The 12218-nt window shown below is 41.7% G+C and carries 9 protein-coding genes; 8 read left to right on the top strand and 1 reads right to left on the bottom strand.

What is annotated here, in order from left to right:
• Positions 1–48: 48 nt before the first annotated feature.
• Complete coding sequence (locus AQUSIP_RS06255; RefSeq protein ID WP_114834410.1) at positions 49–342, top strand: putative signal transducing protein; 294 nt, start codon at positions 49–51, stop codon at positions 340–342.
• Positions 343–390: 48 nt separating this feature from the next.
• On the opposite strand, the gene AQUSIP_RS06250 is transcribed toward AQUSIP_RS06255, so the two are convergent.
• A complete protein-coding gene (locus AQUSIP_RS06250) occupies positions 391–2007 on the bottom strand; it encodes a Na+/H+ antiporter (RefSeq protein ID WP_114834409.1) in 1617 nt (538 codons plus the stop codon).
• A 177-nt stretch (positions 2008–2184) separates the two neighbouring features.
• Between AQUSIP_RS06250 and AQUSIP_RS06245 the strand changes: the two genes are divergently transcribed.
• From AQUSIP_RS06245 to AQUSIP_RS06220, 7 genes are all read left to right on the top strand, one after another.
• Entirely contained in the window at positions 2185–3096 is a 912-nt protein-coding gene (locus AQUSIP_RS06245; RefSeq protein ID WP_114834408.1) for a DUF5996 family protein, read from the top strand.
• Between the two features lie 195 nt (positions 3097–3291).
• Positions 3292–3450 (top strand): hypothetical protein, encoded by a 159-nt coding sequence (locus AQUSIP_RS12350; RefSeq protein ID WP_170131805.1) that lies wholly within the window; start codon positions 3292–3294, stop codon positions 3448–3450.
• A gap of 393 nt (positions 3451–3843) precedes the next feature.
• On the top strand, positions 3844–4680 hold the full coding sequence (locus AQUSIP_RS06240; RefSeq protein WP_170131804.1) for a universal stress protein: 837 nt from the start codon (positions 3844–3846) through the stop codon (positions 4678–4680).
• Positions 4681–4699: 19 nt separating this feature from the next.
• Entirely contained in the window at positions 4700–7396 is a 2697-nt protein-coding gene (locus AQUSIP_RS06235) for a cation-translocating P-type ATPase (protein ID WP_114834406.1), read from the top strand.
• A gap of 123 nt (positions 7397–7519) precedes the next feature.
• Positions 7520–9100: an FAD-dependent monooxygenase gene (locus tag AQUSIP_RS06230; RefSeq protein WP_114834405.1), complete on the top strand. Its 1581-nt coding sequence runs from the start codon at positions 7520–7522 to the stop codon at positions 9098–9100.
• A gap of 255 nt (positions 9101–9355) precedes the next feature.
• Positions 9356–10444 carry a choline/ethanolamine kinase family protein gene (locus tag AQUSIP_RS06225; protein ID WP_114834404.1) on the top strand — a complete coding sequence of 363 codons (1089 nt, stop codon included), beginning with the start codon at positions 9356–9358 and terminating at the stop codon, positions 10442–10444.
• A gap of 220 nt (positions 10445–10664) precedes the next feature.
• Positions 10665–12101, top strand: a complete 1437-nt coding sequence (locus AQUSIP_RS06220) for a protein-glutamine glutaminase family protein (protein ID WP_114834403.1) — start codon at positions 10665–10667, stop codon at positions 12099–12101.
• Positions 12102–12218 lie beyond the last annotated feature (117 nt).

Genomic DNA, 12218 nt, shown 5'->3' with positions numbered 1-12218 from the left:
ATGATGAAGGGAGCCATGTTGGCCCCCTTTTTTTAACAATAAGGCTGTATGAAAAAAGTATTCACTTCGTCGAATATTACGCTGGTTAGTTTTTATAAAACATTGTTGGAAGATAATGGTATTGCCGTTATTGTTAAAAATTATTACTTAACAGGCGGCGTGGGTGATATTCCACCGAACGAGTGTGTTCCTGAATTGTGGGTTATTGATGATGATTTGCTTGATGAAGCAATGGCTATTTTATCTACGCAAAAGCAGACACCCTGGGTATGTGCTTGCGGCGAAAAACATGGCGGACAATTTGTGCAATGTTGGAAATGCGGTAAAATTCGGAAAAAATAATAATATTAGTCAACTCGCTATCTTTATGGTTTGTAAAATTGACTATTGTTAGCCGGAGAAATGTTTATAACGTAAATCAAGCTGTTCCAGTAATTTATTTTTTACTTTAAATGAAATTTTTCTCTCGCGCCAAAGCCTCATCAGTGTTTCTCTTTCAACTTCGATTAGCTGCGTAAAAATAAAAATAGTCGGTGATGTATCATAAACCTTACTTAACCATGCTTGGTCATGATTCATGATCATTTTGCTTAATTGTTTTTTTAATCGCTGGTATTCCATGATCTGCAGCTCAACATGTTCAAACGTGTCCGGATCATCTTTGATTGATTGTTTGTAATCATAGAGCCAGTTTAATGCGGCATCTGCCATGTCAGCTTTAGCAGTAAGTTGATTAACATGGTCCGAATCTGCTTCCTTTTGGCCCATTTTGTCTACACCCAAAACCCTCATCAGCCAGGGAAGCGTTAATCCCTGTAAAAGCAGCGTTGCAATAATGACGCAAAATACCAGAAAAATAATGATAGCCCGGATATCTTCTTTACCTTGCGTATTAACGATCATCATATGCGGAATCGCAAGTGCTGCAGCAAGCGAAATACCACCGCGCATTCCAGCCCAGGAGATGACAAAAGGATATTGCCAGGGCGGGTGAGGGTCTTGCTTGCGGATAGAGGGAAAGAGCAGGCCGGGCAAATAGGCAGATGGGTACACCCATATAAAACGGCCAGCAATAACGACGGCGGTGATGACGATGCTATAGAGCATGAGATCACGAGTGGGAATAGAAGTGATATTGTTCAGCGTAGACCTGAGATTCAATCCTACCAGTAAAAAGAGGATGCTTTGCAGGGTAAAGCCAATGGTTTTCCAAACAGAGGACCAGAGCAATCTTGCTTCTGGCATGAATCGCTCAGCATAAACATGTGTTATTACCAGGCCGGTCACGACCACAGCAAGCACACCGCTGCCACCAAGGTGTTCGGCAGGCAGGTAAGCCAGAAACGGTGTTACAATCGAAAGCAGCATTTGCAGCATAGGTTCATGCAGCTTGGTACGTATTTGCCCAAGCAAATGGCCAAGGACAAAACCATAGAGAGTTTCGCAGACAAGAATCGCAAAAAAGTCAGAGACGGCTTGCAGCAGCGAAAATTGATTTGTAAGAACAGCAATCAATGAAAAGCGGAACAGGATCAGTGCCGTCGCGTCATTAAGCAGTCCTTCGCCCGTTAAGATGGTCAGGATGCGCTGGGGAAAACGCACCTTTTCCGCGATCGCAAAAATGGCGACATCATCTGGCGGCGAGATAATAGAGCCTAATACAAAAGCAAGCGGCCAGGTGATGCCAGGGATTACCTGATGAGCGGCTATGGCGACAAGAACGGTGATAAAAATGACATGCCCGATGGAAAGCAGGGAGATAGAGCGGCGGTTAAATTTAATGTCAGGCCATGAAGTGTAAGCAGTGGCTTCGTAAACCAGCAAAGGCAGAAAAATAGTGAATACCAGTTGCGGGTCAAGATTCACCGGGGGAAAGTCAGGCACAAAACTGAAAAGCATACCGGCAATAACAATTAATAACGCAGGAGGCGCAGGAACACGCCGGGTAAGCATGCCAACGAAAACAATGACGCAGAGTAGTAAAACGTAGGTTTCAAACTGGTTCATTTGTTCAGTCTGTGACGTCCATTTGCGATGCAGTAAAATATATGTTCCTTTTTAACCTGCCTGATCCAGGTTGTAAATACATTTAGTTCCATCCGACCCAGAGGTATATCAAGGGGTTCACGATGAAGTAGTAAATTTTGTTATACTGAATAAAGTAGATGACAAGGATGTCGTACAATGACACTTACTTCTTATGAACCCTGGCCAGCGCTTCCCTATAACGAATTTAAATCGACCGCGTATCTGTTGCACAGGGGTGTGCAAATGATTGGCAAATTAAAATTGTATACTCCTTTTGAACCGCATTGGGCAAATGTTATCTTGTGGTTGACTAGCCGCGGATTCACTTCGGGACCGATTCCTTATAAAGGAGGTGTATTTAGTATTGATCTCGATTTGATTAATCACCAAGTTATCCTCACGACCTGTTGGGGGACTATCGGTCAGTTTGCGCTTGAGACAATGTCAGTCGCGCAGTTTGCACAGCGACTTTTTTCGCTTTTGCATCAGGGGGAGATTGATTTAAAAATTAACCTGATGCCGCAGGAAGTGTCTTCTCCCATTCCTTTTGACAAAGATACAGAGCAGCGCGCCTATGAACACAATCTGGCGAATGCATGGTGGCGAATTTTGCTTAGTTCCTATCGTGTCATGCAGCGTTATCATGCGAAATTTAATGGCGAAACGCCACCGATCGGGCTCATGTGGGGCACTTTTGACTTGCGCGATGCGCGGTATAATGGCCAGGCTATTCCAGCAACAGGTATCAATGCGGGTTATATTAGACGTAACGCTATGGATGAGGCGCAAGTAGAAGTGGGATGGTGGCATGGGAATGATGACTATCAGCAGCCAGCCTATTATTCGTTTACCTATCCGCCACCGGATAAAATTGAACTGGCGAGTATTGAACCGCCCGCTGCGCGTTGGGACAAAACGCTGGGTGAGTTTATTCTCGATTACGATGCAGTACGAAACTCGGGCAACCCGGACAGAGATTTACTGGCGTTTTTTGAATCCACCTATCAGGCGGGTTCCCGTTCTGCAAATTGGAATCCCAAGCTGGTTACACAAGGTGAGCCTGTTTAGGAAAGCGCATGGGCGCTGCTGCTATGAATTAGTTTCTATTGCTGTCGCAACGCCGTTAGCGCGCCCGGATCAAGTGAATAACCATCATGGTTATTCAGAAAAATGAGGTGGGAAAGGAAACAGGATAACATTGTAATACTGATAGCCTAAGCCTATACTTCCAAATGAGTTTTAATATTTTTAAAGGATGACGATATGAGACTCGTATTTATTAGCAATATTGGATTCATTCTCCTCGCCATTTACCTGATTCTGATAGGTATTACAACACTTGTTCCGGGCATTGCTATCCCCGCTTTTATCTTTGGCGTGCTTGCCATTGTAGCGGGGATTTTTATTCTTCTAGGCAGGTAACAGCATCATTCAAAAGGATCACGCCAGTTTTTGCTGGCGTGATCGTGAAATTGCTGCGGATCGTTTTGCCAATAAAGCTTTTTTTCTATCTAGGAAAAAGGACTTTGAATGTACAAGCTTATTAGAAGCGGCTTGGTTGCGGCAATAGCAAATAGGATTCGGTCTGACGGCTATCATTGCCTGCGCCTGCTCGGGGGTCGTTCTTCACCTTCACGCTTTGTGCGTGCAGCCGTATTTTGAAGCACGTCCATTCCGGTTGATAACGCACAACAGGGAATCAATCTGCGGTGAGTGTATCAAAAATAGCGACTAGTCATTAATAGGAATATAAAGCTTCTGCATGTTTAAATGTGGCAATGCGGAGGTTCAGCAAATAGTAAAAGGAAATTGGCCATGGTAAACCCATTCAAGATACTCTTTGCCACTGATTTTTCACAAGGTGCTAAAATAGCGGCTAATACATTGGAGCGATTGGATGAAGTGTATGACGCAGAAATCCGATTAATTCATGTAGTTGAATCTTACTGGAAAAATTGGCTAAGCTCCAGGCAATACGAAAAAGAAGCATTAGAACGTTTGCGATCCTGGCAAAAAAAATTTTTTAAGAAAATAAATATTGAAGAATGGTATATTAAAACTGGCAATCCTGCTGATATGATTATTCAGGTTGCAAATCGAACTCGTGCTAGTCTAATTCTCCTGGGAGGAAGAGTCGAAGATGAATTGGGCCGGTATAAATCGTGCACAACCGTTGAATCGGTTGTCCGGTTTACAAAACGACCCGTATGGATATGTAAGACGCCTAAAGTATCCAGAATTTTATGCGGTATAGACGGCTCGAGTCATTCTCAAAAAACATTGCAGTTTTGTATTGATCTTTGCTGGCGCTTTTCTGCAAAACTGGACATTGTCCATGTGATGCCGGCCTATTTACCTGCTTTTGGCATGTCTGTGCGTACAATGAAGCAAGAAGAAGAAAAATTTAAAGCGGAAAATATCAAGAAAATAGAGAGATTCCTGGCAAAATTTGATTTTAAGGGCATCAAGTATAACCTCTTTTTCCGCTCTGGCATGCCTGCCAGCGTGATGCTCGATCTTGCTGAAGATGAAGGCTATGATTTAATTGCTATTGGCGCAAGAGGCCAGAGCATACTGCGGCATATTTTGCTCGGTAGCACTGCCGAGAAAATTCTGCGTTATACACCTTGTTCTCTGCTGGTCGTGAGGTAGCTAAAGAGGATGGCATATCATGCAGCATCGTCAACCTTCTATTGATTGGCATGCCATTCCGGAAAATGAAGTATTTAAAAAACTGGATACTCAAAAACGTGGTCTAGATGAAGAGGAAGCCAGAAGGCGTTTAAAAAAATATGGATATAATGTACTAAGACAGCCAGCGAGACGCTCTTTATTCCAGCGTTTTCTTGCGCAATTTAATAATTTGCTCATTTATGTCCTTTTGGCTTCAGCGCTGATTACTGCTTTTTTACAACATTGGATAGATGCTGGTGTCATTCTCTCAGTGGTATTGGTAAACGCCGTAATTGGTTTGATACAGGAAGGCAAAGCAGAAAAAGCCCTGGATGCTATCCGTAAAATGCTCTCCTTACAGGCAATGGTTATTCGTAATGATCAGCATTACCTTATTGAGGCTGATTTGCTCGTTCCTGGCGACATTGTTTTATTGCGTTCCGGTGATAAGGTCCCAGCCGACTTGCGTCTCATTGAGTGTAAAAATCTTCAATTACAGGAAGCGATTTTAACAGGCGAATCTTTGACGGTAGAAAAAGCTGTTGCACCTGTACCACCAGATACGGGATTAGGTGACCGTACTTCAATGTCCTATGCTGGCACATTGGTGACTTACGGCAAAGGGATGGGCGTAGTCGTTGCGACCGGAGTAAATACAGAGGTTGGCAAGATTGGAACGATGCTGGAAAAAATCTCCAGTCTATCCACGCCATTTTTAGATCAGATTAATGTTTTTGGCCGCTGGTTAACTTTGTTTATTTTAATGAGTGCCAGCATTATCTTTATTTTTGGTATTTCAGTTCGCCATTATCCTGTTATCGACATGTTTATGGCGGCGGTGGGATTGGCTGTTGCCGCTATTCCTGAAGGATTGCCCGCGATCATTACGATTACATTGGCGGTGGGTGTGACTCGAATGGCGAAACGTCATGCCATCATTCGCCGGCTACCCGCCATTGAAACGCTGGGCTCGGTGACAGTTATTTGTACTGACAAAACGGGTACGCTTACGCAAAATGAGCTGAGCGTGCAGGATGTGGTCACTGCTCGCAATGACTATCATGTGACCGGGACAGGCTACGGCGATCAGGGAGAATTTACCCTTGAGGGGGAACTGATAGACGCTGATGATTATCCGGATTTGAAAATGGCTATTCTTGCCTCAATTTTGTGTAATGACGCAGTATTGAGTAAAACGAATGAAGAATGGCGTTTGCACGGTACGCCGGTCGATGGCGCATTATTAAGTTTGGGTTTGAAAGCCAAGCTCAATATCAAATTGCAGCAGGAATCATATTTGTTAACAGATTTAATCCCTTTTGAATCCGAACATAAGTTTATGGCTACACTTCGGCACGATCATGCTGGGCAGGGCTATATTTATATAAAGGGCGCACCAGAGCGTATTTTAGCAATGTGTGCTTACCAGTTTGCCAATGCTAAATCAGAACCCATTAACAAGCATTACTGGCTAACCCAAATTGAGATGCTTGCTCAAAAAGGGCAGCGGGTGATAGCTGTTGCAATGCGCCTAACGCCGACGATGCATCGGCAGTTAACTTTCGACGATATTACAGAGGAGTTTACCATGTTGGCTATTTTAGGCATCATGGACCCTCCTCGCGAAGAAGCCATCAAAGCGGTTGCTGAATGTTTGTCGGCCGGCATTCGGGTAAAAATGGTAACCGGTGATCATGCGGCAACAGCAAAATTCATTGGAGCGCAATTAGGTCTTAAAAATGATAAAGAAGTATTAACCGGCTATGATCTTGATCAATTAACTGATAGTGCATGGACGGATTGTGTGAATCGCGTGGATATCTTTGCCAGAACTTCGCCTTTACATAAATTAAAATTAGTGGAGGCCTTGCAGGCAAATCAACAAATTGTGGCAATGACCGGGGATGGTGTTAATGATGCGCCTGCATTAAAGCGTGCCAACATTGGCATAGCAATGGGGAAAAAAGGCACAGAAGCCGCAAAAGAAGCCGCTGAAATCGTATTAACCGATGATAATTTTGCTTCTATTGACAACGCTATTCGAGAGGGCAGGACAGCGTATGATAATTTGTGGAAAGCGATCTTGTTTATTATTCCTACCAATGGCGGCGAAGCATTAACGATCATGGTTGCCATACTGTTAGGCTTAACGTTACCCATTACGCCAATTCAAATCCTTTGGATCAATATGATCACTTCAGTGACACTCGCGTTAGCATTAGCATTTGAGTCTGCTGAAAAAGCGGTTATGCAGCGTCCGCCACGCAAGCGTAAGGCGCCTATTTTTCCTGCACTGCTGCTGTGGCGTACTTTACTAGTCGCGTCATTTATGATGGCAAGCGCCTTTGGCTTGTTCATGTTTGCGCTTCAATCTCACTTGAACCTCGACGTAGCCCGCACACTTGCTGTAAATACGTTGGTTATAAATGAAACTTTTTACCTGCTCAATAGTAGAAAAATTAAGGATTCGGTTCTGACTAAAGACGGGCTGTTCGGCAGTAAAGCTGCACTGGGCGCTATTCTAATAGTGATCCTGTTCCAATTAGTATTTACTTATCATCCCTGGATGCAGGCTATATTTGGCACCCATGCAATTGGGATAGTGGATTGGCTTTATATTTTTTGCGTGGGTATCGTTTTATTTATGATGATAGAGTTTGATAAACATGTTGTGAGGCGGCGTCACAAGGTATAGGTAACAGCTAAAAAAATATCTAATTGAAATATAAAAAGAATTTTTGAAAAGACGGTCTTTCTACAGTCAATAGAAAGAATTTGTTATGATGACATTATAGAATGGAATCATACTGGAAAAATAATGAATGACTTATTACCTGTCTTGATTGTGGGTGCAGGGCCCACCGGATTAATGGCTGCCTGCGAGCTGGCTCGTCGTGGTATTGCTTTTCGTATCATTGATAAAAATACTGACCGTGTTCTCACCTCTAATGCAGCCTGGATCCAGGCGGGAACAATGGAATTATTGGGAACGCTTGGGCTGGCAGAATCTTTTCTGAAAGTAGGCCATCCCTGCCATGCTATCAATCTTTATATCGGCGGAGAACCATTAACGCAAATTTCCTTCAACGGGATTAATTCAACCTATCCATTTATTTTGATGCTGCCTCAGAGTGAAACAGAACGTTTACTCATTGAGTACATGAAAACATTTAATCAGCATGTCGAATATTCCACCGAACTGATCGACCTTCAACAAAACGATGATGTGATCCTTGCCACCGTTAAACTTGCGAATGGCACGATTGAAACGATTATGTGTCAATATCTGCTTGGCTGTGACGGCGCTAATAGCACTGTTCGAACCCGATGCGGAATTTTTTTTCCAGGCGAAGATTTAACAGAACAATTTGTGGTGGCAGATGCTCAAATTGATTCTTACATGGCAAAAGATGAAGTGCATGTTTTTGTTGATAAGGAAACAGTATTTATCGCTTCACCTTTAAGCGGCAATCAATATCGCATCATTGCTAATCTGCATCTTACCTATCCCAGGAAATTTTTTACCGAGCGTGAGGTTATCGAGATTGCACAGGAACGCGCACACGGTGCTTATTATGTTAAAAATGCGTCTTGGATATCTCCTTTCTGGATCCATGGCAAAATAGCCAAAATTATGCGAAAGCATTCCATATTTTTACTGGGCGACGCAGCTCACACCCATTCCCCAGTAGGTGGCCAGGGAATGAATACCGGTATGCAGGATGCTTGTAATTTAGCCTGGAAACTTGCTTTGGTGATTAACGGCAAAGCCAAGTCCAGATTACTGGATAGCTATCAGGCAGAGCGGCAACCTATCGTACAGGAGGTTGTAAATCAAACAGAAGATTTTACGAAAATGATTTTATTTGATAAAACGACGTTGGCGAAATTACGTAAATTCAGCAAGGCAATACAGCAAGATACAACTTTATCCCAAGCCATTGCTACGCAAATAGCTCAAATTCATATTCAGTATAAAGATAGTCCCATTATTGAGTATGGAACGCGTGAGCATTCACCTAAGCCTGGCGAGCGAGCGCCCAATGTTTTTATAAGTTCCTCAGAACATCTTTTTGATTACTTCCAAAATCCATTACACAACGTATTATTATTTATGGGCACTTCAGTATTATCTGAATCAAATCAGAAAGCAATACGGTTATTCCAGCAATCATTAAGCCCATATTCAGATTTGATAAAATTACATATCATCGCATTGTCAGCGCTTGATAATGTAGATGCCACTATTATAGATCGAGACGGCATTATTCATAAAAAATATGCAGTGGAAAAACCCGCTTTATTTATTGTCCGCCCAGACCAGGTTATTAGTTATTATACAGACCAGCTTGACCCTTCTTCATTGAATGTGTTTTTTGAAAATTTTTATGCAACATGAGCCTCTATTTTCCCTGGGAATATTCTGTTATCTAAATGGATTGCAATACCAATGGAATTTTAAATCAACAGGTTATAAAAATAGAATATGAAAACTGGCGAGTTTGTGGGGCAGGTAGGGTGATAAGGATATTAAAAATAATAAACTAGTAAAGCTGCGTCATAATATCTTAATGAAAATATCAATTTTCAGTTATCTGCCCACTTAAAAAAGTTCAGCTATAATTTAAAAGTAATTAGAGTAGAGGAGTATCTTATGAAAACTCGTAATGCAAAAGTTCCTGATATTTCAAATATTCCTTCCGGAGCGAATAAAGAAAAAATCCTTGAAAAAGCTGAATTGTTAAATAAGTTAAGTATTTTTAATAACACACCATCTTCCCTGCAATATGTTCCTATAGAAACGTTGGAATATTTGGGCGGCTGTTCGAATCATGCAATACGTGCTAAAATTCAAGGAAAAGATAGCCAGAGAGAATTTCTAATACGCCTGCCGGGTTCACAATCAGAATTAATGATAGATCGGGCCTCTGAAAAATATAACACAGATATTGTTGCCGATTTAGAATTATGTCCTCGCATATTGGAATCATATGACAAAGGTGAATTAAACGGCTTTAAAGTTGAGGAGTTTTTGCAGGGAAAATCACTTAATTTCGATAATTTCAAAACTTTTCAAGACAAAGCGTTAGCCGCTTTAAAAAAAGTTCATGATTGCGGAAAGATTTTTAAAACAGAATATAATATTTTTGATCGTATTATTATGATGTGTGAAACTTTAAAAGCCAACGGTATAAAATTTCTAGCTTATAATAAAAGAGAAAAGCAAGTCTCGCTAGATCGCATTATTGAAGTCATTGAGTCTTTAAAAAAGAAAGCCGCTGATTTGTTTGGGCAACCCAATTTAGTTCCCTGCCATAATGATATATCGCCCTTTAATTTTATGCTTGTTTCTGACCAGGAAAAGAAGGATGAAATTCAAATTATTGATTGGGAATACTCAGGAATGAACGACCGTATGGTTGATCTTGCTTATATTGCAAGTGAAAATGGATATACTTCAAGAACAGAGGTAGAAAAATTATTAACATCATATTTCAATAAAACTCCTGAAAAAGAAGACATTGACAAAGTTCTCTTTTATATTCCCTTAATAGATCTTAAGGTTTCTGTTTGGGCTTTAATGCAGGTACATATGAGAAATGAGTCAAAAGAAATTGAGGGACTGAGAAAAGGATGGGGTCCGGAACGTTTTGCTAAATTTATAGAAAGAACACAATCCCCTGATTTTCAGGCTGTTGTTGCGCAATTAGATACAGAATTTCTTTTAAAACCAAAAGAGTGAAGCAAGTGTTTATCAAGTTAATCTGGCTCCTGGTTTGTAGGTGCGCCTACGCGATATTTTATATTGATACTCAAATACCACTGGCGCTATTGAGTCGATGACGCTATTTTGAAGCTGTCTTTTCTGGCTATTATTCCCCAAACCCATTACAATTCGCCACGCAGAACATAAAGGAAAATTATTTGTTCTGTTTCTTATCCACAATCATGGAGGCACATTCATGTTAGACAAGAGACGAATAAAGCTAGCTGGCGCTGGTTTTATATTTTTTTCTGCTTTGATGCAAATAGTATTCGCAGCAAATAACGCTGCATCGATTCTTGATGCCAGTATCAACTGGGCAGACGAAAGTAGCAAATTAAAACTGCTGGCGACAGTGCCGCAATGGGACAATCAGGCAATGACCGCTTTATTTGATGTCTATCGTCATGCCGAGCGTTACCAATTGCCGCCTGTCAAGGATGACAAACAGTATAACATAAGATTTTTGAACGCCTTTTGGGGCCCTTTATCTAACCCATTTGTTAAATATCCAAGGCCGGTAAAAGCTTTTATTTTTTTTGACAAATCCGCACAACAACAGGAAATAAGTGGTCCTTCCGTTAGTACTTATATGGTTCCGCTTATTCATAACACCACAGATAACAATTATTATATTTTTGATAAAAGCCAGGCAAAGCCTATGCTATTAAATGACTGGGTCAATAACCTGCGTGAAGCGCAGCATTATCCTGGTGCCGTGCGTTTTAATATTTGTGATGGCTACGGTGATTTGCCCACGGATGTTTGCCAGCAGAAAAACTATCAGGAAGAAACCAAAGACATGGATAGGGATTCCGGGATAAACCTGCTTCATAAACCAAAAATCCCGAGTGCATACCGTCCCATTCAGGAGGATTGGACATCACGGATTGATCAATCCCGTTTGGCTCAGCGGCTTGGCATGGGTGGTGGCAGTATCTACGAACAAAGCATTGACTGGAATAATCTGGACGCAAGAAATAAATTGCTTAATACTGTAGTCAGCTGGCCCAACTTCCAGACGATTAAAGCCAATTTTGAGAAAATAAGGGATATAAGATATTTTCAAGATGAGGATTATCCAGGATTTGCTCGCCGCGTCACCTGGCTTTATCCCGATGATGGCTGCTGGACAAGGGCTTCGGCAGTGATCAAGGATTTGTTTGGACCGTTTAATAATATTGCAAATAACTTTACACGGCCATCCAAGGTTTTTGCATTTGGTAATCTCTGCGCGAATACATCTAACTCTCCTTCAGGACGAGTGACATGGTGGTACCACACGGCGCCTATTGTCAGAGATGCTGAAACAAACCTCACTTACGTATTGGACCCCGCTGTCAGTCCGCGTGTGCCGCTCACCATGGAAAATTGGATAGCGGCTATTACTTCACGATCGGATGCATGCGCAAAATCGCGTAGTTCCATTGACACTTTTAATATTTGTAATGGTTATGGTACGGGGCCATATAACAGCTGTAATGATCCAACCAAGGTGGACTACACTACGGAAGTTGACGCCATGCTAGATCAGTCCTTCTACCGTTACGAAGAGCGTTCCAGACAGCAGGAATTAGGTCGTGATGCAAATGCAGTACTAGGCAATCAACCGCCATGGATAAATGCAAATAATTAATACAATCTTGATATTTTATATCATATTTTAATAAAAACCCGGTTGAGTCGTTTTGCCGGGTTTTTTTATTTATCAAGTGATTACGCCTTTAAAAAATAAATGACTTTGAAATGGTGT

This window comes from Aquicella lusitana, from assembly GCF_902459475.1.
Classification (GTDB): domain Bacteria; phylum Pseudomonadota; class Gammaproteobacteria; order DSM-16500; family DSM-16500; genus Aquicella; species Aquicella lusitana.
This window is presented reverse-complemented; position numbering and strand designations above follow the sequence as displayed.

Coding starts and splice junctions, on each gene's coding strand:
- AQUSIP_RS06255 (WP_114834410.1), top strand. CDS start 49: ATGAAAAAAGTATTCACTTCGTCGAATATTACGCTGGTTAGTTTTTAT.
- AQUSIP_RS06250 (WP_114834409.1), bottom strand. CDS start 2,007: ATGAACCAGTTTGAAACCTACGTTTTACTACTCTGCGTCATTGTTTTC.
- AQUSIP_RS06245 (WP_114834408.1), top strand. CDS start 2,185: ATGACACTTACTTCTTATGAACCCTGGCCAGCGCTTCCCTATAACGAA.
- AQUSIP_RS12350 (WP_170131805.1), top strand. CDS start 3,292: ATGAGACTCGTATTTATTAGCAATATTGGATTCATTCTCCTCGCCATT.
- AQUSIP_RS06240 (WP_170131804.1), top strand. CDS start 3,844: ATGGTAAACCCATTCAAGATACTCTTTGCCACTGATTTTTCACAAGGT.
- AQUSIP_RS06235 (WP_114834406.1), top strand. CDS start 4,700: ATGCAGCATCGTCAACCTTCTATTGATTGGCATGCCATTCCGGAAAAT.
- AQUSIP_RS06230 (WP_114834405.1), top strand. CDS start 7,520: ATGAATGACTTATTACCTGTCTTGATTGTGGGTGCAGGGCCCACCGGA.
- AQUSIP_RS06225 (WP_114834404.1), top strand. CDS start 9,356: ATGAAAACTCGTAATGCAAAAGTTCCTGATATTTCAAATATTCCTTCC.
- AQUSIP_RS06220 (WP_114834403.1), top strand. CDS start 10,665: ATGTTAGACAAGAGACGAATAAAGCTAGCTGGCGCTGGTTTTATATTT.